The 22442-nt window shown below is 27.4% G+C and carries 26 protein-coding genes and 1 CRISPR repeat array; of the genes, 3 read left to right on the forward strand and 23 right to left on the reverse strand.

Going from position 1 to position 22442, the window contains the following annotated elements:
* Positions 1-501: 501 nt before the first annotated feature.
* From Q1K13_RS02615 to Q1K13_RS02625, 3 genes are all read left to right on the forward strand, one after another.
* The gene (locus tag Q1K13_RS02615; RefSeq protein WP_300347547.1) at positions 502-828 is read left to right on the forward strand and encodes a hypothetical protein; all 327 of its coding nucleotides are present in this window, start codon (positions 502-504) and stop codon (positions 826-828) included.
* A 109-nt stretch (positions 829-937) separates the two neighbouring features.
* Positions 938-1099, forward strand: a complete 162-nt coding sequence (locus tag Q1K13_RS02620; RefSeq protein ID WP_300347548.1) for a hypothetical protein — start codon at positions 938-940, stop codon at positions 1097-1099.
* A complete protein-coding gene (locus tag Q1K13_RS02625; protein ID WP_300347549.1) occupies positions 1099-1512 on the forward strand; it encodes a helix-turn-helix domain-containing protein in 414 nt (137 codons plus the stop codon). The genes Q1K13_RS02620 and Q1K13_RS02625 overlap by 1 nt, the downstream gene beginning before the upstream one ends.
* Before the next feature lie 119 nt (positions 1513-1631).
* Positions 1632-3039: direct repeats of the CRISPR family, unit length 29 nt; unit sequence ATTCACATCATATATAGTTAATCTTTAAC.
* Positions 3040-3357: 318 nt separating this feature from the next.
* Here Q1K13_RS02625 and Q1K13_RS02630 read toward each other — a convergent pair.
* From Q1K13_RS02630 to Q1K13_RS02740, 23 genes are all read right to left on the reverse strand, one after another.
* On the reverse strand, positions 3358-4614 hold the full coding sequence (locus Q1K13_RS02630) for an RNA-guided endonuclease InsQ/TnpB family protein (protein ID WP_300347551.1): 1257 nt from the start codon (positions 4612-4614) through the stop codon (positions 3358-3360).
* Positions 4615-4748: 134 nt separating this feature from the next.
* A complete protein-coding gene (locus Q1K13_RS02635; RefSeq protein WP_300347553.1) occupies positions 4749-5831 on the reverse strand; it encodes a GH25 family lysozyme in 1083 nt (360 codons plus the stop codon).
* A gap of 82 nt (positions 5832-5913) precedes the next feature.
* Positions 5914-6414, reverse strand: a complete 501-nt coding sequence (locus Q1K13_RS02640) for a cobalt ABC transporter permease (protein ID WP_300347554.1) — start codon at positions 6412-6414, stop codon at positions 5914-5916.
* A 37-nt stretch (positions 6415-6451) separates the two neighbouring features.
* The gene (locus Q1K13_RS02645; protein WP_300347555.1) at positions 6452-6853 is read right to left on the reverse strand and encodes a phage holin family protein; all 402 of its coding nucleotides are present in this window, start codon (positions 6851-6853) and stop codon (positions 6452-6454) included.
* Positions 6854-6911: 58 nt separating this feature from the next.
* Positions 6912-8462, reverse strand: coding sequence for a hypothetical protein (locus Q1K13_RS02650; RefSeq protein WP_300347557.1), 1551 nt, complete (start codon positions 8460-8462; stop codon positions 6912-6914).
* A 12-nt stretch (positions 8463-8474) separates the two neighbouring features.
* Positions 8475-9476 (reverse strand): hypothetical protein, encoded by a 1002-nt coding sequence (locus tag Q1K13_RS02655; protein WP_300347558.1) that lies wholly within the window; start codon positions 9474-9476, stop codon positions 8475-8477.
* Positions 9476-11296 (reverse strand): hypothetical protein, encoded by a 1821-nt coding sequence (locus Q1K13_RS02660; RefSeq protein ID WP_300347559.1) that lies wholly within the window; start codon positions 11294-11296, stop codon positions 9476-9478. Before Q1K13_RS02660 ends, Q1K13_RS02655 begins: the two co-directional genes overlap by 1 nt.
* 9 nt (positions 11297-11305) lie before the next feature.
* On the reverse strand, positions 11306-11653 hold the full coding sequence (locus Q1K13_RS02665; RefSeq protein ID WP_300347560.1) for a DUF6711 family protein: 348 nt from the start codon (positions 11651-11653) through the stop codon (positions 11306-11308).
* 18 nt (positions 11654-11671) lie between these two features.
* Positions 11672-14851, reverse strand: coding sequence for a phage tail protein (locus Q1K13_RS02670; RefSeq protein ID WP_300347561.1), 3180 nt, complete (start codon positions 14849-14851; stop codon positions 11672-11674).
* Positions 14852-14853: 2 nt separating this feature from the next.
* Complete coding sequence (locus Q1K13_RS02675) at positions 14854-15147, reverse strand: hypothetical protein (RefSeq protein WP_300347563.1); 294 nt, start codon at positions 15145-15147, stop codon at positions 14854-14856.
* 104 nt (positions 15148-15251) lie between these two features.
* Positions 15252-15626 (reverse strand): DUF6096 family protein, encoded by a 375-nt coding sequence (locus tag Q1K13_RS02680; RefSeq protein ID WP_300347564.1) that lies wholly within the window; start codon positions 15624-15626, stop codon positions 15252-15254.
* Between the two features lie 39 nt (positions 15627-15665).
* The gene (locus Q1K13_RS02685; RefSeq protein ID WP_300347566.1) at positions 15666-16079 is read right to left on the reverse strand and encodes a phage tail tube protein; all 414 of its coding nucleotides are present in this window, start codon (positions 16077-16079) and stop codon (positions 15666-15668) included.
* A 6-nt stretch (positions 16080-16085) separates the two neighbouring features.
* Entirely contained in the window at positions 16086-16448 is a 363-nt protein-coding gene (locus Q1K13_RS02690) for a hypothetical protein (protein ID WP_300347567.1), read from the reverse strand.
* A complete protein-coding gene (locus tag Q1K13_RS02695) occupies positions 16445-16879 on the reverse strand; it encodes an HK97-gp10 family putative phage morphogenesis protein (RefSeq protein ID WP_300347568.1) in 435 nt (144 codons plus the stop codon). The genes Q1K13_RS02690 and Q1K13_RS02695 overlap by 4 nt, the downstream gene beginning before the upstream one ends.
* Positions 16876-17193: a hypothetical protein gene (locus tag Q1K13_RS02700; RefSeq protein ID WP_300347569.1), complete on the reverse strand. Its 318-nt coding sequence runs from the start codon at positions 17191-17193 to the stop codon at positions 16876-16878. The genes Q1K13_RS02695 and Q1K13_RS02700 overlap by 4 nt, the downstream gene beginning before the upstream one ends.
* Complete coding sequence (locus Q1K13_RS02705; protein ID WP_300347570.1) at positions 17177-17500, reverse strand: phage head-tail connector protein; 324 nt, start codon at positions 17498-17500, stop codon at positions 17177-17179. Before Q1K13_RS02705 ends, Q1K13_RS02700 begins: the two co-directional genes overlap by 17 nt.
* Before the next feature lie 44 nt (positions 17501-17544).
* Positions 17545-18462: a capsid protein gene (locus Q1K13_RS02710; protein WP_300347571.1), complete on the reverse strand. Its 918-nt coding sequence runs from the start codon at positions 18460-18462 to the stop codon at positions 17545-17547.
* Positions 18463-18483: 21 nt separating this feature from the next.
* A complete protein-coding gene (locus tag Q1K13_RS02715; protein ID WP_300347573.1) occupies positions 18484-19140 on the reverse strand; it encodes a DUF4355 domain-containing protein in 657 nt (218 codons plus the stop codon).
* 101 nt (positions 19141-19241) lie between these two features.
* On the reverse strand, positions 19242-19706 hold the full coding sequence (locus Q1K13_RS02720) for a Gp49 family protein (RefSeq protein WP_300347574.1): 465 nt from the start codon (positions 19704-19706) through the stop codon (positions 19242-19244).
* Between the two features lie 55 nt (positions 19707-19761).
* Entirely contained in the window at positions 19762-19998 is a 237-nt protein-coding gene (locus Q1K13_RS02725) for a hypothetical protein (protein WP_300259442.1), read from the reverse strand.
* Positions 19999-20105: 107 nt separating this feature from the next.
* Positions 20106-20558, reverse strand: coding sequence for a TM2 domain-containing protein (locus Q1K13_RS02730; RefSeq protein WP_300347575.1), 453 nt, complete (start codon positions 20556-20558; stop codon positions 20106-20108).
* Between the two features lie 90 nt (positions 20559-20648).
* Positions 20649-20795, reverse strand: a complete 147-nt coding sequence (locus tag Q1K13_RS02735; RefSeq protein ID WP_300347576.1) for a hypothetical protein — start codon at positions 20793-20795, stop codon at positions 20649-20651.
* 10 nt (positions 20796-20805) lie between these two features.
* Entirely contained in the window at positions 20806-22365 is a 1560-nt protein-coding gene (locus Q1K13_RS02740) for a minor capsid protein (protein WP_300347577.1), read from the reverse strand.
* Positions 22366-22442 lie beyond the last annotated feature (77 nt).

Consider the following 22442-nt stretch of genomic DNA (forward strand, 5'->3'; position numbering starts at 1 on the left):
TTAATAATCTCTAAATGTGTTTTAGTTATAACTGAACCTAAGAAAAATGAACATATACCTAAGTTAAATATAAATTATTACAACACCCCAAAAACCAAACTAAAATTTTACAAAAAAGATAATTCAAAATATTTATTATCAAAAGAATATTCTAATCTGTTAAATAGACTAAATTCTATTGATTGTTGCGAAAAATACTGTAAATATTGCTCTGAAAAACCTCTGGAAATCGTATGTTCTTTAAAACATCTAAAAAACTCAACCCATTTAAAAAAAGATTCTTTTCCTCTTAAACTACAACTAAAAATATCTGAATCAAAAAACATTGACTCACTTCCACCTAAAACTCCCATTTTACTAAGTAATTTAAATATATTTGATATATTTAAAGGAAATATTTGTTTTTCAAAAAATATAACTTCCATAAAAGAAATTAAAAATAAATTTATTTTAACTTCTAGTAATTTAATTATTGATAAAGATAATAAAAAATGTGGAATTTTGTTTTTAGAAGGATATTTAGAAAGTGATATAACTTATTATTTGCCAGAATGTTATAAACTTCCTCTTATATCACAAAAAGAAAATTGTGTAATAAAAACACCCTTTAATGACGGCATATTTTTAATGTTTGATTATGAAATAGATGAATATGCTAACTACTTTAATTCTCTTAATATTTCTTTAAAAGAATATAAATTCACATTAGATGTTAAGTTACTAGATAAATATCCCCTTGATGACTCTATCTATCTATATAACAACTTAAAACTTTCAATAATAGTTGAATCTACCTTAGAATTGTATGCTTTCAATAACAAAATTTAGCTTTTTTATAATTTAAAATAAATTTCTTTTTATAGAACATTATTTCTTTTAAAAGAATACTATATAACATAAGTTATAATAAATAAACTTTATGTTATGAGGTGATAAAATGAGTTCATGTGAAAAAAACTTTCCTGTATGTGCTGGTGATATAGATGTAACAGTTACTAATTTCAATGCAACTTTAAAAGAAAATGGCTATGGATCTCAAAATGGTGATTCTATGGAATATGTGGAAGCTAAAGTTCTTACTAAAGTTGGTAAAGCATAGTGAACCAAAATGCGATTAAATTTTCAGAATATAGATATAAAGATTTAAAAGAAAATACCTTTGGACAAAGATTAAAGAAAGCTAGACTTATTGCAGGATATAGTCAAAATGAACTCTCTAAATTAGTAGGATTATCAAAATCATATATAAATGATTTAGAAGCCGGAACTCAAACTCATATTTCAAAAGATAATATACTTAAACTACATGAGTTTTTAGATAAAGAGTTAGTTATGAATGATTATATATACTTTATACTTAATCAAAAAGCTATTTTAAAAGAAATATTAAAAAAACATCCACTTCATGAACTAGCTAATCTTTTATCAGTTCATGAATCAACTATACAAAAATGGTATTATGAAAAGGTTCAAATATCAACTTATAACTTTAATAAATTAAAAAATATATAATAAAAGGCTGATATCATATCAGCCTTTATACTTTAAATCGTTAATATTCTTCAATAGAAATAATACTATCATTCCTTATAATATTTAGTTAACCTAAAACATACCTGTTAAGAACTTAGATTCACATCATATATAGTTAATCTTTAACTAAGTGTCATAATATCTTTTAACTCCCACCCATTACAATTCACATCATATATAGTTAATCTTTAACTGTCAAATAAAAGTTTGACTAAAAGATACTTTCTATAATTCACATCATATATAGTTAATCTTTAACAGAAATAAGCATTAATGTTGACTCTTACAATAACGAATTCACATCATATATAGTTAATCTTTGACTAACCTTATTCTTAGCATTTTCAGTTACCCTATCGTAATTCACATCATATATAGTTAATCTTTAACCCTTTTGTAACTCCTGTAAGATAATCTAAAATCATAATTCACATCATATATAGTTAATCTTTAACTGTCTAGCACTTCCACAAAGCTAGGCATTAACTTAAATTCACATCATATATAGTTAATCTTTAACTCTATTGCCTTATTTTCTATTTTTATTTATTTTCTACATTCACATCATATATAGTTAATCTTTAACTATAACTTTAATACATTTAAGTTCGGACAATGGAGAATTCACATCATATATAGTTAATCTTTAACTATTAGACACTTTTAGGCAAACCACTATAGAATAATAATTCACATCATATATAGTTAATCTTTAACTATTTAGCTCCAATTGCTGAAGATTCTTCATCGTAAACATTCACATCATATATAGTTAATCTTTAACTCAAAACTTTATTTCTGGTCAAGTTGCTTCAACAGAAATTCACATCATATATAGTTAATCTTTAACTATGTCTATAGTAATAAACAAAGATACTGGAGCTATTATTCACATCATATATAGTTAATCTTTAACTATTATTTTAAAAAGTTTAAAACTACATAACTTCAAATTCACATCATATATAGTTAATCTTTAACCATTCTAATATAGTAATACTCTAGTTGTTAATTTTGATTCACATCATATATAGTTAATCTTTAACCTGTTTTAGACGATTCAGAGATATTAAAGAAATTACATTCACATCATATATAGTTAATCTTTAACCTACATAAAAAGTTTTAGTTAGCATCTTACCTTCTTCATTCACATCATATATAGTTAATCTTTAACACAGATTGGCTAGATAAGAAAAAGATACCTTATAAAGATTCACATCATATATAGTTAATCTTTAACGAACTAGAACTACAAGAATATAATGAAACTTTAATAACATTCACATCATATATAGTTAATCTTTAACGAAAATAAGAAACACATAACCGTAACGGGTTTAGCTATTCACATCATATATAGTTAATCTTTAACTAAAATATTAGACCCAATTTTAGGAGCAATAGCATTATTCACATCATATATAGTTAATCTTTAACTTACTGGTGGAAAATGTACAACTAAATTTACAACGCCATTCACATCATATATAGTTAATCTTTAACCCCAATATAGAATATAGTTAAACAGCCACTTTTCAAGGCTTAAATTAGTATATTTTGCAGTAAACCTACAATAATGTTTTATTAAATTTTAAAAATATCACTTAAAACTCTTTTTACAAGCCATTTTCAAGAGTTTTATATAAAAATAGATTTACTGCAAAATATATTTTAAAATTATATGATGACAGATGGTAATATTATCTGAATTAACCCTTAGCGAGTGAATAATCTTAACTTTTGGTCTAAACCTAGTTAAATAATTAATTATTCCTCACCCTTCGGCATTTGAATATACCGTAATATATTTTGCAATTTAAATTATTTTATAAATTCAACACTTCTTGAAATATTTACACTTGCATTCCAATCTGCATTACATTTTAATCCACATTCATTACACTCAAACTTTTCTTGTGATTTTCTATTTTCCTTATCAATATTACCACAATTACTACAAGTTTGAGATGTATATGCAGCTTTCACTTTTCTAACTTTTATACCTACCAATTTAGATTTATAAGCTATTTGTTCTTGTAGCTGGTAATATCCCCATTCTCCTAATAATTTATCATCTAAATTAATACTATTTATATCTTCTATATTTATATATTCGCATTTATTTTTTAATGCAAAATCAACAATTTTTTTTGATATAGAATGATTATATGTTTTAGCAAACATCTTTTCTTTTTCTTTTAAAAATTCCATACTATGGAGCTTTTTGTTTCTTCCTTTTCCACCTTTAGCAAGAGCTAATTGCTTCTGTAATCTTGTTCTTCTTGCTTTAAATTGTTTTCTTACCTTATTAAACTCTTCATAACTTCCAAGTCCTTTTCTTACATGTGGCATATCTGATACACTAATATATGCTGGTATAGCAACCCCTAAATCAACGCCTAATGTTCTATCTTTAATAAATTCACTTGAACTTTCTTTTATACTTAACCCTAGATTTAGTATCAATTCATTTCTTTTATTAAAAGCTAAAGAGCTTTCATTAACTTTATATTCTTTATTTATAATTTTATGAAGAGTATGTTGTAACTCCAAAGAATTTTTATGTTTACCTAAATCACATCTAAACCTTATTTTATTTACCCAATCTATAACTACATCAATTTCATTATCTGAATAACTAAACTTTAAGTCTCTGCCTCTAGTCATTAAAGGGAATGTTCTTTTATAATTAGTTACACTTCTCTCCCCTTTAGCAAGACCATTTTTTAATGCAGTACTAAAATCAGATTTAACTTTCTGAGTTATCATACTTTTTGAATCTATTCCAATTCCAAAGTTTATATCATCAAAAATATATAAACTATTAGTTAAAGCATTTCTATGATTTTTAAATTCATCAGATGATATATTCATAAGATTTGAATAATATCCAGCCATTAAATATCCCATTGCTCTATTTAATCCTAAATATTGATTATACTGAGAATCTCTAATAAATCTATATTGGCTATTTCTTATTTCTTTCTTTTCTTCTTCAGTTATATTTTTATATTTAGATTTACTCAATTCTTTTTCATTATCTATAATAATTAATTTAATTTTTTTAACAATATTCATAGAAACCTCCTACCAACATTTTACTATTTAAAACAACATTTGTAAACATATATAAAGTTATTAATATAATCACCAAATATTTCAAATTAATAAAAAGCCTAGCTAGGATTATTCCTAACTAGGCAATAACCTTCTTAATCTCTAAGTATATATTTATTTGTAAACCAAGCTGTTTTATAACCATCTCCAGCGAAATAAGTAGCTAAAGCATATCCATTTTCAATCTTATGAACATACAATCTTTCATTATTTTTTACATAGCCCATTCTTTGAGAAGTTGATGAAGGGTTATATCTAGCATCAAGTTCAGTTCTTATATTAAATGATTTAGCATTGGTGTCTATTTCTAAATACTTTTGACTAGCATTTACCCAAACTTTACCTGATTCATGATTTAATTCATCTTTCCAATACTTAATTGGTAAGTAGTCATCTCTATCACAAACCTCTGCCAAGACTTGAATTCTTTCATCTGCATAAATTTCACCTAAATCAGTATAATCATTACTTGGATTATCTCTAGGATCTAACGCAACCCTAGCCTTAGCATTTGTTGAATTTATAAAGGATTGCTTTCCACTATTAACATTTAATTGTGCTGTACTTCTATTCAATAGAATTTCTTCTGTAAATTCATTCATATCGCAGTCTCCGCTTACACCTGAAACGCTACCTTTATTTGAATATTGAAAGCCTATCCAAGAACTCCATATAGGATTATTACCTGGTGTATTAATTCCATAATGTGCTATCCATACTGGATAATTACTTAATCTAGTATCTAAATTATTATTAGCAAAGCTTGTATATGTATAAACAACTACATCTTTTCTAGTAAGTCTTTTAACCTCTTCTAAAAATTCTATACACATAGAAGTTAATTCTGATTTTCCTTTTCCCTCTGTAGTTTCTATATCTAAAGCTAGTTTGCAATCATAATTAGTTGCTCCTATTTCATTTAGATAACCAATAAAGAATCTAGCCTGTTCTTTAGCATCTTTATTTGCTCTGAAAAAATGATAAAACCCTACTTTTAATCCATTAGCCTTAGCACCTTCATAGTTTCTTTTAGCATACTTATCTTTATAATAGTTGGCTTCTGTAGCTTTAGCATAAACTATTTCTATTCCAGCATTCTTTACTTTTGAGAAATCAACATTTCCTTTCCAATTTGATATATCAATACCTTTTAAATTATTATTACTTCTACTTTGCATTTTAATTCCTTCTTTCTTTATATAATTAAAGGCAATAAAAAAAGACTATCTCTAGTCCTATCTATCGCCTTATTTTTTATTTTTATTTATTTTCTACTTGTTCTGCAGGTATGTAGTTAGAAATTGCATTTAATTTATTTCTTAATTCTACATTTTCTGCTTTAAGAGCATTACTTTCTTGCACTATTTTAGTAGCTTGTTGTTTTATATCATCTACATTTAATATTTCTTTTCCTTTATTAACTTCTCCAGCTATAGTCTGGCGTAACATCTTTACTTGATCTTCAGTTAGATATGGTATCTTTTCTAATAATAACTTATCAAATTCATCAGCTTTTGATTTTGCCAATCCTTCAATAGTGTCTTTTATTCTGAAATTCTCTTCTACTATATTCCAAATTTCTTTTGCAACTCTAATTTCTTTTTCATGCTTATTTAATTCTAATTGTTGCTCTACTTCTTCTTTCTTTTTATTAATAAGCTGAATTACTACATCTCCTACACTTTTTATTACCACTCCTATTACTCCAACAACTGCTGCAATAACAACTGGTCCTATTTGATTTAATAATACATCTGTCATTTTAATTACCTCTTTCTTTCTATAATTTATTTTAATTTTATTTTTTAATATCTCTAAGTTGTATTAAGGCATCTTTAAGCTTATCTGGAACTGGAGCTCCTAATGCTACACCATTTTCTAATAGACTTATACCTTCATTTGCAATGTAAAAATAGCAAGTTATTGTTCTAAATACCCAAGTTCCTGTATTTAAAAGTCTATCTAACATTACTGATAATATTAATATAAAAAATATCATAGCTTTTCTTGCTATTCCTTTAAAGCCTATATCACTACTTAACTCCTTATTTATATACCCCTTTAATACACCACTTATATAATCAAGTATAATTACTACTACTAATATCCTTAACGGGGTGTCCCATGCACCAATGAGCCAAGTAAACACTGTAGCTAATGTGATTACTAGCCATTTGAAACAATCAAATATTTTCTCCATTCATCAATCCTTCTTTCTTAATTTTCAACATAAAAATAGAGCTAACATTAAGTTAACTCTATTTAAGATTAGAAATCATACCTGGCATTATGTAATCAACTGTTATATCATATTGAATCTTCATTGTATTAGCTGATGTTTTAGTAACTGGAGAAGATAATTTACAATGAGAACCCCATGGAATTAACGTATATACATATAAACTTTTAGTCCAACCACCATTAGTCGAACCATTTCCTAGTATAAATATTTCCCCAGTTTTAGAATAAAAAAATTGATGGTTTATGTTAGATATTGATTTTAATAAACTAGGACTTTTTTCTTTTAAAACACCATTTTCAATTTTAAATACTTTTGCTATTCCAGTTGTTGAAGAAAAAATGTATTTTTCACCATTTATATATGCTAATGATAATTGAGCACAAGAAGAATAATTTTTATTATCTTTTGTTGATAGAGCTAAGACTTCACTAATTATCTCTCCACTATTGTTTATTGAACATATATAAGTTTCATAAATAATTTCTTTTTTTTCATTTGTTTTCTTAATCTTATAACTTAAATACAAATATTCATTATCCCCAGTAAAAAAATCATATCTATTATCCAAATATTGATAATTTGTATAATATGAAGTGTCATAATAACCTATAGCTCCGTTGCTACTAGATAAGTTTAAAATATTGCTATTAGCAAATTTATTTTTTATGGTTATTGTATCTTTATAACTTCCATCAAGATTATATCTACTTATAGTATAATCACTTTCTATTCTCCAAAACATTCCACATGCATAAATTATATATGCTGCTTTATTTTTTCTTTCTTCTGTAACATTTAATGTTATGTATTCTTTCGTCCATTCTGCAAAACTTAATTTAGCTATTTTATCCCAATGCTGTGTTTTGCCATCATCTTTATAATAAAGACATTGCATATATAAATGTGTATCAGAACTTGAAAGAGTTCCAATATCTCCTTGGTAACTGCTATCATCCTTATAATTATAATTTTCCTCATTAGAAAGAATTAATGAAGAAATGCTAACCTTTTGTCCCCTGTAATCATCTGGATTATAGTTATCATAAGGATTTGGAACTAGGTAGATATTATCAAAAGTACCGTTCCCTTTATCTGTTCCAAAGTCCCAAACAATATGCCTTGTTACACTTTTTGTTTTAGTGCCACCATCAAATTTATTTTCAATATTCGTAGTTTCATTTTGATTAAATATCCCTCTTTTTAAATCATTATATGAATTATTATCATTATACCTTGCATATCCAACCATGTCTCCAAATACAATTGGATTTTTATCATCATTTTCTGGAGCTTCTGGATCATTAGTAAGCATTAGCCAATTTATATATCCACTATACCATTTATATGTATCACTAAGGCTTGAATAATCTAATCCTAATCTATTGTCATTATAAATGAATCCTCTAAATATATGATTATAAAAAGCTGCTGAAAAAGGTATTTTACTTACAACGTTATGCTTCTCAACTTCTTGTACCATTTCACCAGTATCTTTATCAAATAGTTGTATCTTGTATTTTCCGTTTATATTTATACTTGGCTCTTGAAAATTAATAGAATCTTTCATTTTATCACCTGCCTATAAGTTTGTTTTATAATCTAGTTTTATTTGTTTTATAATTATATTTTCTTCTAAGCTTCCTCGCTTCATATACCATGCTAACTTTATCTTTCTTGTATCAGATATTAACTTTAATTGCTCTTCTGTTAAATTGTTTAAAGTATTTAAGTTTATTCCTTTAGTAGATATAGAAATGTTATCTAAGTTTATAGGTAACCATTTAGAATTTTCAAAAGTAATCCATGAGTTACCATCATCTTTAGAAAAAATAAATTTCAATATACTATTTTGTCCAAGTGTAGCATCGACATTTATATCTTTTATATATTGGATATAGTTTTTATCAAAAATAATACTATTTTTCATAGTTACTATTTCACCGTGTGGAGTACCTTTTTCAAATAAATCTAATTTAATTTCATTTGGATTATCTGTATATAATAAAATCTTAGGTTTATTACTTTGAAAGACTGTTCTATTTTTAATAATTTGATTTAGTTCTAATTTACTCAATCCATAATTAAAAAAATCTTCTTTAACTGGTTCTTTAGCTTCTATTATAGTTAATTCTTTATCTTTAAAGCCTTTTATTGAATCTCCATCTTTTATTAAAAACAATTCCTTATAAGGTATTTTATATCTAATCTGAAATATTTCTCCCCTGTCTCTGTTATATCCATTACTGCTATCTTTTGAATATTTGAAAGTTATCTTATGCTCTCCAAGCTTTAAATCTTCAACTAATGTTTGTTTATCTTGAGAACCACTTATACATACCTTTTGAACATCATCTATGAATATATAGAATTTATCATAATTGCTTTCTGAACTAACACCATAATCTATCTCTATTTTATTAGTAGTTAAGTTAAATTCTAATGTAGTAGTAGAGCTATTTCCTATGTGATTACTAACAAGAACTTTTTGGTTATCAAAGTCTACAATTTGCCAGTTTTTAATATTAAAAAAAGGACTTCCAGAAAAGTCCTCAATATACATTCCATTTTCAATTTTACTCATTATTTAACCTCACCAAATATATTTTCCATAGTAATACTATCAGTCATTTCTACCTCATAAATATCATTAACTTTTATAAAGCTAGTAGTATTTTGTAATGTTTTAATAGTCATACCAGTATTATCAACAGCTATAGTATTATGATCATATTCATAGTTTAATTTAGAGTAATCATTAATATCTGATATGTATCCAAATTCAACTATTCCAATATTAATCTTATCAGTAATATTTCCAAATGATTCACTTGTATAGCTTACTTTGTCATTAGCTTCTACATTAATAACATTCTCAAGAGTAACTGATACTTTATCAGTTAAATTACTTTGTAATGAATAGAAATCATCATATTTAATTTCTTCTTTAACCTCTGCATGAGGATATTCATCAGATAATGCTCCTGAAAGTTTATCTCCATAGATTGTTATTTGTCCCTGCTCTCTTTTAATAGTCATATTGCCACTTGCTTTAAGCATTATACTTAACCCATGTCCATTTGAACTCTTTAACTGAATCAATGGAATAGTAAAAGATAGCAATCCAAATTCATTAACTTTAATTTTTGGCATAAATCCTAATGTATTAGAATCTAAAGTTACTTTACATTCAAGAGTTCCAGTCCCCTCAACCTGTATTGCTACATTTAACAAAAGATTAGTAGATCCATTAAGAGAGAATCCTATAAAAGCAAATTGCCCCCATGCAGGTATTACATTAACATCATTATTATTACAATAATAGTACATACCATTTTCAGCTTCTTTTATTTTATTTTGAAGCCTTTGAACTTCTCTATTAGCTGTTTTAGAAATCTTTTTATTTAGCTTTGCTTCTGTTGTAGATTTAAGTCCACCAGAATAAGAAAGTTTATTAGTAGCAACAAATGATATATATTCTTTATTATTAATATCTGTTACTTTAATAGAATCCCCTACCTCTAATGAAAAATCTCCCTGCCAATCTGATTTAAATCCTGTATAAGTAAAATCTTTATATATTTCTAAAATACTTGAAGCAACCTGTTTAACTTCATCCTTACTATTTGAATCTAACATTGGAATATCCAGTTCTAACTTATTGCCACCTAATTTTCCTACGCTAAATCCATTTAAATCAATAAAAGAAACTTTTTCATAATTACTGGTTGTTGTAGTTTTTATATAATTACTAGGATTTATTTCTATATCTGTTGGCTGAATAGTTGTTATATCTAATAAGCCATTTCTTATTACAGCAAACCCACCAACTATAATTGCAATATCTCTTAAAACCTGTCTATAATTAATATCCTCTGGTCTAGCTTTAATTATTAAGTCAGAATTATTATATTTACCACTAGATAGTCTTTCTGTGAGCTTTAAATTAAACACCTTACTTATATCACTTATTATTGTATGTATTGTCATAGGATATTGTAGTGTTGTTTTATAAGGTACATCCATATCAATAAAACTATCATAACATTCAAGTTTTATTTTCTTTCCAGTTTCCTTTACTTCAAATACTTTATATTCTCCATATTCAACATATTCAAAACTTGTATTATCTAATTCAATTCCAAAGATTAATTTAAATTTTAAATTCTTAAATTTAAAATCTGTGTACTGGTTAAAGTAATTGCTTAATTCAATATCAACACTAGTTGCTATTGCTCCACCAAGTTTAAATTCTTCTCCGCTTAGAATAGATTCATTTATAGAAATAGAAATAATATCAGTGTCAGTTATAGTTAATTTTTCATTTTCAAATATAATCTTACTACATACAACCCTACTATTTTTTCTTATAGCTGCTTTATAATCATTAGATACATCTCTCATAAACTTCACCTATTTCTCGATGAAATTCATCTTTAAGCCTTTCCAACGAATTTCTCCATTTAAATAAGATAATGCTGGTGTGGTTCTATCACCAACGTAAAAATTTTTGGTTAACATTCTACCCTCCATTGGATCTGGATAAGTAACTTCAAAAAATATATCCTTAACAGCTTTAAGCAACTCAGAACATTCCTCTACTCCTAATGTTCCCCATTCACAATTAAGTTTTCTTTTCGTTGCTATTCTATCTCGCAACATTTCACCTCTTGCATTTCTATTAGTTTCACCATCTATATCATTTAAGCTAACTTCAAATACTTTAGGAGTGGCTATTTCCACTCCATTTACAATTAACATAAAACCACTCCTATATACTTATATATTTAATATTTGTTTTCCAGTTTGTCTTTCTAATCTTCTAAATGCTTTTATTATTAAGTCACCTATCTTATCATCTCCAACTTTTAATTCTAAGATTAAATCTCCACCACTATTATTCCCACTATTTACTTGCATTAAGTTTACTAATGAATTAGCTAATAAAGCTCCTACTTTATCAGTCCATCCAGTATTATTTTCAAGTGGTACTACTGCTTCTTGACCTGCTTCACCAATCATTGCTAATGTTGCTGAATTTACAACACCACCTTTTGCAAGGTATGGAACTTTAGGTAAATTAACACCAAAATGTGTTCCTCCAACCATTGGTACACCCTCTGGTATGTCTACACTTATTTTATTAAGTGCACCTATTGCACTATTAACTAAACCAATTACTCCATTAAGTGGTGCTTTAATAACAGAACCTAAACCATTCATAATTCCACCCAAAATATCAACAACACCTTGCCAAGCTAATCTCCAATTTCCAGTAAACACACCTCTAATAAATGATATTATACCGTTAAATATTCTCTTTATAGCATTCCAAATGTTGTTTATATTTCTACTTAATGCATTAAGTGGTTCACCTAAAAACCCTATTTTTTTAGTCCAATCTATACTAAATATAGATGATAACCAGGTGTTAAATGATGAAAATACAGTCTTTATATTTATAAAAGTTACTTTTATAAAAGATTTAAAATCATTATATTTACTTTCAATACTTTTAATAGAATTTGAAATAGAATTAACGATACTATCAACTATTGATACTACTATATTTGAAATTGTAGATAAAGCAAAATGTATTGAATCTCTTATAGCACTTAATACTAAGGAAATAGTGCCCCTTATAGTTTGCAATATAGCAGTTATATATGAACTTATATAATCTATAATTCCACATACTATTCCTTTAATAACTTCCCATATACCACCGAATATTTCTTTTACTCCTTCCCAAGCTCTTGACCAATTGCCAGTGAAAATACCTATTAAGAAGTCTATTATTCCGCTTAGTATATCTATAATACCACCAAGAATCTGTGCTATTCTTCCTACAAATGAAATTACTAAAGATACTATTGTTTCAATTATAGGAGCTAAAACCGGAACAACATTAGTTACTATCCAGTTAATTAATGGAACTATTACATTTTGCCATAATAAAGTTAAAGCATCTGCTATCTTTCCTATTAACTCTAACAATTTATTTATAGTTGGTTGAATATTTGTTGTCCAAACAGTAGCGAATTGAGTTGCTAATGTTTGAAGCAGTGGTGCAATATAAGTATTATAAGCATCAAGTATAGTACTAACTATTGAACTTAATCCTGCTGCTATGGCATCAAACATAGGTTTTAAGTGTTCGTCATATACTGAACTCATCTTATCAAAGGTATCTTTAACAGCATTGTTTAAAGTTGATAAAATAGTACTTAAAGGTGCTAGTGTATTTTCTATTGCAACTTTAAATTTATCAGCATTATCTATAATAGGCTGAGCAATACAATTAATTATATCTCTACCAAATTTCGATGCTATTTCCATGCTTCCTAAAAAGGCATTACTAAATATACCAATAATATCTGCTGTGCATTGTTTAGCTGTATCTCCTCTAAACACTTCAAAAATATTAGCTATAGAAACAACTAAATCTCCCATTATTTTTAATGTTTCTGATTCTACATTAAAAATTGAAATTATTTTTTTCTTAATATAATCTCCATCTTGTTGTAGATACTTATCTATTCCACCTAATAAATTTTCTGCTATAGTTGTTCCTATACTTACAGTACTACCAGCTAATTTTCCCCAATACAAAAAGATTGAATTAATATAATTATTAGCTGCTCCAATTACTTTTGGATCCAAAAATATATTTTTTAGACTTTCTTTTATACCTTTTATATGTCCATTTATTCTTTTTATGCTATTTTCAAAGTCATCACCTAATCCTATTTTGAAGCCTTCGTTAAATAAATTTTTTAATTCATTTAATTTTGCAATTAACCCGTTAGTAGAACCAGTTGCTTTATTAGTTTCATCTGATATTTTATTTAATCCTGAGGGAGAACTAATAGGACCTCCACCACCATCTGAGCTAGGTTCTTTCTTTTGTAGTTTATTGATTTCATCAAAACCCATTAAATTATTTAATTTCTTAGCTTTTTTACCTGTCTTATCTAGTTCTTTATTGTACTGTCCTTGTGCCTTAGCTCCATTCAATGCATTAGTACTTAATCCCTTCATACTATCTTTAGGAATTATTGGTTTTCTAGTGTTTTGACCAAATAATGTTTGCATGAAATTAGCAATATGTCCTGTTACTGTTCTTAATTCCATTGCAAAGTTTGTTAATATAGGTAACACTACATTTAATATAGGTAAAAATGCATTACCTATATTTAAAGCAACATCTTTTAATACTGCAACTAACTGTTGTAAGCTACTATTAGTATTATTAAATACCTCTCCACCAAACTTTTTAGTTGTTTGTTCTAATATTGCAAACAGTCTAATCTGTTGTTGGGTTTGAAAATCTAATTGATCCCATGACTTTCCATTAGCAAATCTTTTAAAAGCATCTGTAGATTGTAGCATAGCTACATTTACGTTAATACCTAAATCCTCAATCGCCTCTGTATTACCTAAAAGACCTGACCTTATTCTTTCCATAACATCACTCATGGTTCTTCCAGTTCCACTAGCTATAATACTAGATGCTTTTAATAAATCTGTTGTATACTTAAATGTTTGCTGAGTATCAGAAGTAAAACCACTAACTAGATTAGAATAAACAGCACCATAATTTAATGCATCTGATTTACTCATATTAAAAGCTAGAGCACTATCACTTGCCCATTTCAAAAATTGTTGAGAACTTTCTCCCATAGTTCTCTGAATTTGTTGAATAGCACTCTCTACTTTTAAAGCCATTGTAGTTGAGCTTTTAATATATTGAGCTAATTTAGATAATCCGTAACCAATAGATATTCCTGCAAATAAATTTTTAAAACTATTTCTTACACTATTTGTTTCTCTATTAACTACATTTGACATTCTTGTAATCTCTCTATTTACTCTTGCAACTTCTTGCCTTACTCCTTCTGTTTGAGCTTCTATAACAACTTGAAGCCTTTCTAAAGTCATTCCACCGCCTTCGCTCAATCTTATTCCTCCTTCCTTTTAAAACTTAAATTATGTCTTAAAGCAAAATCTTTCATTCTAGCTTTATTTAACTCTAATTCTTTTAATTTTTTCTTTTCATCTAGTAACTCTTTTTCAGTTTTAAATAGACTTGGGAATAAATCTTCTGGAGTGGATATTTTAGTATCTTTATTAAATAAAGAACTCATATATTCACCTATCTGTCTAGCTAGAATAGAATTTAAAACTATCTTTGTTTTTAAATCAGCTTCTCTTTTCTTCTCTTCAAGTTCTTGTTTTCTATAAGCACTCTCCATTAAATCGAATATTTCTTGTAGTGTAGAATCCCAAAATAAAGAAGGAGTATATCCTAAATCTAAAAACTTAGGATATAGCTCCTTAATTAAATCTGTATAACTTTCTATTCGTTCATTTTTTCTTGAACTTCCTGTTGTTTCTCTTCCATCTGTTCTGTCTGTGCTTCCGTAAAAAAACCACTTACTTTATAAACATCCATAATTACATTACTAAAGAATTCTAACTGGCTTCCACCTTCATCAATGTATTTATCAAACATATCTTGTACATCTTTATATTTTAAATTTGCATTATAATCTTTTAATGCATAATGTGCTATTGTAAGCATTATACTTAATGCAGGTATGCTACTAGTGTTAATTACATTTAACATACTTGTACCTAATTTCTCTTCTAAAGCACATAATGTGCTTGTTTTAAGTTTTAGCTTATATTCCTCTTCGCCTATTTTCCATGTTGCAAATTGTTTTCTTGCCATTTTAATTCATCCTTTCTATTCTTCTTACCTTCAATAAAATTAAGCGGGATCAGTAACTTTAATATCACTTTGTAATGCCATTTTTAAAGTGAAATCAATTGGATCATTAACTCCACCGCCTCCTAAAGTTACACTTACTTGTGCATCCCAATTGAACTTAGTTCCATCTGGGAAAGTTTCTTCAAAACTTAACTTTTCTTTTGAATCTGCTGCCTTTCTTAATATTCTATATGCACTTGAATCACTTGAATTATCATATTTAAATTTAAATTCTAAATCTCCTGGATCACCTATTCCATATTCATATTGCTTAACTGTATCTGATAAACAAGTATTTTCTACTTTTTCAGGTTCATTACCCATTTCTGGTACTTCCTTTAATCCTTTTAAAACTATATAAGAACTTCCACCACTCTGAGCTTTATAACCTAAAGTTATTCCATTAGCTAACATATTTCATCATCCTTTCGCACTATATACTCTCATGTTATTAACATCAATTATTCCTTCGTATCTCATTACTTTATGTCTTAATTGTTTCGGATCAGGAACATCAAGACATTGTATTCTTTCTAATCCTAATGAAGAAAGCACATCATCAATTGCTATAGCAATATCAGACGTGCTTTTATCATTCCATATATCTATTTTATATCTTATATAAGCTTGCTGCTCTTTATCATCAGTTTTTAGAGTTATTCTATTATCTTCTTCTATATACTGAATTATAGGAAACGTGGCCCAATTTGATGGATATGAATCATTAATATTTTTACATACTTTTTTTAATTCATTAAATATTAAAGGCTTAATATTTATCATCTTCTAGCCACCTCTCTAATTGCTTTTTTAACATCTTTTTCAATTTCATTTAATACTTTATCTTTATTATTTTTCAAAGCTGGATATAAATAAGGTTGTGCTTCCATACCACTCCAATCTTGCTTATATCTCACATTAACCTCAGTATTTGAATTAGAAGATTGTCCTCTAATTCCAGTTCCAAACTCAACGTAAGCTGCATGATCTGAATTAGTATAAACCATTCCTTTTATAGTTCCTTTTTTTATAGAAACACTACTTCTTATGCTTTTTCTTAAATCCCCATCTCTTGCAGGACATAGTAATTTAGCTTCATCCTTAACTAACTGTATATTCTTTCGCATTGACTTTTTTACTACTTCTTCAGCATTGACACCTAATTCATTTAATTTTTTCATTAAATTATCTATACCATTTATACTATTACTCATATCTTTTCTAATTCAATAGCCAAATGTGAGTATCTTTTAATGCTTATAACCTTATAATCAGGCTTACTTTCTTTAGATACATATACACAAATGCCATCTCCTTCATTTATTTCATATTCTCCATCGTAAAGCATATTTAATATATAGTTTAATCTTTCACCATAAATTTCTGCTTGTAACTTTCCAGTAGCAGGATATATATTAGCTTCTAATTCTATTGAAGTTTCATTAAAATCTAAATATATCCCTCCTTCAGAATCTTCAACATTTATTTTCTTTTTAAGATAATAAGTTTTTTTATTCTTTATTCTCATTGGCAATTCTCACCGCCTTTAAATTTTTAAAAGCATTTAATCTTAATCTTATATCTTCTGGAATTTCTGTAGAATAAGAAACTGATACTCCACCTTCACTCCTGGAACTTTCTCCTTCACTTCCAATACGATTATAATAAATAATAGCTAATTTTCTTTGTAAAGGTTCTGCTTTAAGTGGTAACTTATCTCTATTGGTACAATCCAGTATTTCTGCTTCTGCATCCTCTAAAATAGTAGTTAATAAAGCATCTTTTTTATTATCCTTTATATCTAACATTACTTTTAATTTATCTAACTGTTCCATAATAATACCTCGTTAAAAATAGAGAGAAAGGATTTTCCCTCTCTCTATTCTACTTTAGCTTTCTTTACACAAATTTGTATAGCAACCTCTCTCTCATCTAATATAAATACATCTTCAAAAGATTCTTCAAAATAAACATATTTACCCTGTGATAATGCTGATGGATCTTGTAATTGTGAAAAAGAATAAGATACTATTGGTAATACAGCACTAGGATGAACTAATATCATAGCCATATTTTCAGCATCTTCTTTCGCTGTTATTCCACCACTTTCTTGTCCAGAACTTTTACCATCATTAAATGTGTACTTTGTTTTCATTAATGATGTCGGAACACCAATTACATCTACTTCATCAAGTCTTGAAACACTTCTTGATAGAGTTTTATCTCCGTTAGTTCTTACTATAGCTACAGCATTATCAAGTAAAGTTTTAGTATAAGTATCAACATAAAGTATTCTTCCAGTAGGTGGTACTAAACCTTCATCCATAGCATCCATCATAGCATCAAATTTAGCTAAAGCAGTTTTAGAAGTTAACTCCGCTGTTTCTGCTACAATAGCTGTTTTAGCATTCTTTAATGTATATAAAGTTGAAAACATCATTGCGTCTAATTCTGGAAACTTTTGAGTTTCATTCATTGTCTGAGTTATGTTTGTTATAGATGCAACTTGATTAGTTTGATTAACGTCCTGCGGATGAACTAAAGTTTGCCAAATTCTATGATTTTTTAATTCTTTAGTTTCCCAATCATTAGAGAAATTCTGACTAAAATCACCAATCTTAGTTCTGTCTCCATTAACTCTACCTGTAGTTGATAAGACTGGTATTTTTACAGTCTTTGCATCAACAACTTTATATTTTTTACTATTATCTATGCTCCATAATCTTCCTGAATAAAGTACATAAGGATAAGCATTAGCTAATTCCTTTGCATATTGTGTTGCATAATTTACTGCCATATATATTCCTTCTTTCTTTTATTATTTTGTTGTTTTTGGTCTTACACCTTGAAAGTTAAATCCAAAAGTAGATGCCCCATTACTTTGTCCACCTTTAGGAATTTCACTTCCTCTTAATTTTTCATTTACAGCTTTTTCTACGGCACCTTGAAAAGCCTTTTCTACTGCTTCAATACTTTTATTACAAGATTCTGCGTCAGAATAGTTTAATATTTCTACTAATTCTTTAGGTAGATTCTTTTCTGCTAGAGTTTCATAAGCTTGTGCTTTTAATTCTCTAGTCGTAATATCTTTTTCTCTCTGCTCTAATTCTGATATTCTTTTTTCTTCTGCATACTTAGCTTTTTGCTCTGCATTCATCTTAGCTAATTTTTCAGCTTCTGTTTTAGCATTTTCTAGTTCAGTAGCCTTTTCTGTTTCCCATTTACCTTTTGCGGTTTCAAGAGCTTTAGCTACTCTCTTATCAAATTCACTTTGGTACTTCTTATCTTTTAATACATCATCAAAAGATTTATCACCTTCATTGCCTTCTGCTCCTTCACCAGTAGAACTACCAGTACTAGTTTCTTCAGCTCCACCGGTACCCCCGTTACCTGCTCCACCATCTGCATTTAAAAAAGGTCTAGATATTCCACCTAAACCAAATAACTGTAGATTCATTATTAAATTTCTTTTCATATTTTCCTCCTTGCCCCTAGTGTTCAAGCCCACTAGATTCATTTTTTTAAACCTTTTAAAGCCATGCTTAGGGCAAAATAAAAAAGCCTTATTTCTAAGACTTAATTAACTCCTTCATATGCTGTTTGTAATAAAAATCCTAATAGACACCATATTTTATCTTTAATCTTTTTTAAACAAATCTCTGTCCCTATTGCTTCGCTATAATTAGATTTGTCTACGCAACCAGTAGATTCAACTATTTCAAATCCATTAACTAAGATAACTCTTACTAACGTTGTCTTATCTCCTAAAGTAGATACATGAGTTTCTTTAATAAATTTATTTACCATATCAAAACCTATTGAAACTCCTGAAGGTAAATTTTTATTATCATCAACCTTTAAGTTATACTTTTCAAATTGCTCTTTAGGGCACCATGAAATATATCCATCTTGATACTCAATCAAATATCCTTCATCCGATGGATTTTCATTTGCTGGAATAGTCCATCCTCTATATTTATTATATTTACCTCTAGTCATTGGTTTAGCTTTAACTAATTTTGTACTAATATAACTTTGCATTTTTAATCACTCCTTTATTTTAAATTTATGCATACTTTATTTAAGTAAGTGCTTTTTAGCTTATATAATCTATACACTCTTTTATTTCACCATTTTGAATAAATCTTATTGCTTTAACTAATCCTCTCATCATACATTCGTTTGATAAAAATTTTGATTCTTTTAAAACTTCAAAATTTTTAGGGTTATCTAAAGGTATTTTCACTTTTCCATCTAAATTTTTTTCATCATTTCCAAAACTATAAATTAGATAATTCTTCGTTTTTTCTGATAAGTTCATTAAAACAATCATCTTAATTACCTCCTATTTCATAACTTTTAATATTAATCCGAATTTCATTTAATCACTCCTTTTAATTTATACATAATAAAAACACCTACATTAAGTAAGTGCTCTAACTATCTTCCTTTACCTGCTTTGAACTGTTTTCCACATTTTAAACAAGTAACTACTATTTTATTTTTACCCAACATTCCTGTTGCTACTCCTGTAATAGGATTAACTAAACAAGCACCTACTACACCCTTTACAAGACTAAATCCTTTTTTATTAGCTGTCAATTGAGTACTTCCACATCTAGGACACCTAACAACATCATTGTTACTTTGCATATGTCCATTATCATCATAAGTATTTATTGTGTTATTATTATTCTTTATATAACAATTACATCCCATAATACTATTTGGATTTATTATTAATTTTACAAGATCATAAAGCCACCCTATACCAAGTAATCCCCCAGTAAGTGTATATAAAACACCTTTTCCATAATTGCCTAAATAATATTGATGTGCTCCTAAAACACCTAATAATAAACATAATATAATTGCTGTACTTCTGTTTTTCATTATATTCCCTCCTTAAATTGTTAATAATTTAATAATATAACAATTTAAAGAAAAAGTAAAAGCACCTACTTATCAGTTTAAGTAAATGCTTTAATTATTATGGTATTCACATTTTTTACATATTTCTTTCCAATTTTCAACTTCTAATATTTCGTTAGATAATACTCTTTCTTTTATACATCCATCTACAACATCAGTTATTGCTACACAATCACCTATATCTATATCTTTATTCAAAATAGGACACCTAATCATCTTTTAAAACCTCCAATAACTTTTTAAATTTTTCATCATATTCAGAACTTCTATAAGCTGTTCTAACATTTTTGTCTTTTAAATTAATTAAAGTACACCCACTATCTGATATATATAAAACAACTTGACCATTCCAGCGACTATATGCAACTTTAGAATTATTTATAAATTCTTGTGCCATATCTTTTGTAACACCATGATTTCTCTCATTGTTAATATGGTTATAATCAAACTTATAGTCTTTCAAATCTATTCTATCTATATTCTTTATAGGAATACCTTTAATATTTAAGCTATCAGCTTCTTCAATAATTTTATTATATCTGTTTGTATCTCTAAAGTTACTTTTCAAAGAACTCCATTCTTTACTATTATTATACTTTATATATTGGAACTCTTTCAATGACTTAGGAGCTTCTCCACCTAAAATAGTTTTATATTTAGAATATTGTTTTTTATCATGAACTTTATTCTTCGAAATTTTTTCTAAAAATTCTACCTTATCTTTACCATACTTATTGACTACAAACTTATCATACCATTCATTATAGTTCATATTATCAATTACATAAGTCTTTCCAGTTACAGGATCTCTTGCCCTTCTCTTTAATCCACTTAATGTGCTTTCTCCTAAATATGCTATAGTTGTACTTCTACAAAAAGGATGTAGTGGTGGAAGATTAACCCTAGTTTTAGCATTTTCAACGATTAAAACTTTACCATCCATATGCCTGCATATTTTACTTGTCCTAGAATCTAATGTAGCTAAGAAAATACATTTGCTTATATCACACTCTTTATAACTTTCTATCTCTGCCATATTAGTTACGTATGTAGTTTCTGTCCTTATTATCCTTTCAGATGCAAACTTACCACAATTACTTAAATCATTCAGCTCTTTCGCCATTCTTTTTGAACTTTTACCACTCATTAAACCACTTGTTATTACTTCTTCCAATCTATTTGCCAATACATCTGTATTATTCCATATTCTTTGAGAATAGCTTTTCCCACTCCATTTATTTTTTAATACCTCTTCTATAAAATCTATAGGCATTTCAGAAAAACTAAATCCTATTCCTAATCCTCTTTGAACATCAAATATATTACGATAATATGCTTCTTTCATATTATCAATGTAGTCACTTGTGCTTAACTTTAATTCTTGTTCTCCTAATAGCTTAGTATTAGCATAAATACTCTCCTTTAAAGCTTCTAATCTAGTTATACGTGCTTTATAAGGAGAGTAATTCAACTTTGCCATTAAGTATTTTTTTATATCTTCATCCTGAATATATTTAATTTTATCTCTTATACTCTTTAAATCCTTTGCATTTATATAAGAGTTTAGTAATTTTCTTGCTTCTGTTTTGCTTAACCCATATTCTATTGCATATTTATTGAATATCTTATTTATATCGCTATTTATATCAGCTATAGCCTTATCATAAGCTTTATTAATCTTATATATAGTTTCATCACTATTCTTATGATAAGATTCCATTCTAGAGTTAGCTCTTTGCTCCCAATAGTGTTTACTTCTCTTCTTCATAGTCTTATAACCTTATAACATATATAGAAATAATACAGATTAATATGTAAAGAATAAAGCCAATAAACTGACAAACC

It is taken from the genome of Clostridium sp. (genome assembly GCF_029267215.1).
In the GTDB taxonomy this organism is placed as follows: domain Bacteria; phylum Bacillota; class Clostridia; order Clostridiales; family Clostridiaceae; genus Sarcina.

Excerpts from the sequence above, each read along its gene's own strand:
- Q1K13_RS02620 (WP_300347548.1), top strand. The coding sequence starts at position 938 with ATGAGTTCATGTGAAAAAAACTTTCCTGTATGTGCTGGTGATATAGAT.
- Q1K13_RS02630 (WP_300347551.1), bottom strand. The coding sequence starts at position 4,614 with ATGAATATTGTTAAAAAAATTAAATTAATTATTATAGATAATGAAAAA.
- Q1K13_RS02635 (WP_300347553.1), bottom strand. The coding sequence starts at position 5,831 with ATGCAAAGTAGAAGTAATAATAATTTAAAAGGTATTGATATATCAAAT.
- Q1K13_RS02640 (WP_300347554.1), bottom strand. The coding sequence starts at position 6,414 with ATGACAGATGTATTATTAAATCAAATAGGACCAGTTGTTATTGCAGCA.
- Q1K13_RS02645 (WP_300347555.1), bottom strand. The coding sequence starts at position 6,853 with ATGGAGAAAATATTTGATTGTTTCAAATGGCTAGTAATCACATTAGCT.
- Q1K13_RS02650 (WP_300347557.1), bottom strand. The coding sequence starts at position 8,462 with ATGAAAGATTCTATTAATTTTCAAGAGCCAAGTATAAATATAAACGGA.
- Q1K13_RS02655 (WP_300347558.1), bottom strand. The coding sequence starts at position 9,476 with ATGAGTAAAATTGAAAATGGAATGTATATTGAGGACTTTTCTGGAAGT.
- Q1K13_RS02660 (WP_300347559.1), bottom strand. The coding sequence starts at position 11,296 with ATGAGAGATGTATCTAATGATTATAAAGCAGCTATAAGAAAAAATAGT.
- Q1K13_RS02665 (WP_300347560.1), bottom strand. The coding sequence starts at position 11,653 with ATGTTAATTGTAAATGGAGTGGAAATAGCCACTCCTAAAGTATTTGAA.
- Q1K13_RS02675 (WP_300347563.1), bottom strand. The coding sequence starts at position 15,147 with ATGGAGAGTGCTTATAGAAAACAAGAACTTGAAGAGAAGAAAAGAGAA.
- Q1K13_RS02680 (WP_300347564.1), bottom strand. The coding sequence starts at position 15,626 with ATGGCAAGAAAACAATTTGCAACATGGAAAATAGGCGAAGAGGAATAT.
- Q1K13_RS02685 (WP_300347566.1), bottom strand. The coding sequence starts at position 16,079 with ATGTTAGCTAATGGAATAACTTTAGGTTATAAAGCTCAGAGTGGTGGA.
- Q1K13_RS02690 (WP_300347567.1), bottom strand. The coding sequence starts at position 16,448 with ATGATAAATATTAAGCCTTTAATATTTAATGAATTAAAAAAAGTATGT.
- Q1K13_RS02695 (WP_300347568.1), bottom strand. The coding sequence starts at position 16,879 with ATGAGTAATAGTATAAATGGTATAGATAATTTAATGAAAAAATTAAAT.
- Q1K13_RS02700 (WP_300347569.1), bottom strand. The coding sequence starts at position 17,193 with ATGAGAATAAAGAATAAAAAAACTTATTATCTTAAAAAGAAAATAAAT.
- Q1K13_RS02705 (WP_300347570.1), bottom strand. The coding sequence starts at position 17,500 with ATGGAACAGTTAGATAAATTAAAAGTAATGTTAGATATAAAGGATAAT.
- Q1K13_RS02710 (WP_300347571.1), bottom strand. The coding sequence starts at position 18,462 with ATGGCAGTAAATTATGCAACACAATATGCAAAGGAATTAGCTAATGCT.
- Q1K13_RS02715 (WP_300347573.1), bottom strand. The coding sequence starts at position 19,140 with ATGAAAAGAAATTTAATAATGAATCTACAGTTATTTGGTTTAGGTGGA.
- Q1K13_RS02720 (WP_300347574.1), bottom strand. The coding sequence starts at position 19,706 with ATGCAAAGTTATATTAGTACAAAATTAGTTAAAGCTAAACCAATGACT.
- Q1K13_RS02725 (WP_300259442.1), bottom strand. The coding sequence starts at position 19,998 with ATGATTGTTTTAATGAACTTATCAGAAAAAACGAAGAATTATCTAATT.
- Q1K13_RS02730 (WP_300347575.1), bottom strand. The coding sequence starts at position 20,558 with ATGAAAAACAGAAGTACAGCAATTATATTATGTTTATTATTAGGTGTT.
- Q1K13_RS02740 (WP_300347577.1), bottom strand. The coding sequence starts at position 22,365 with ATGAAGAAGAGAAGTAAACACTATTGGGAGCAAAGAGCTAACTCTAGA.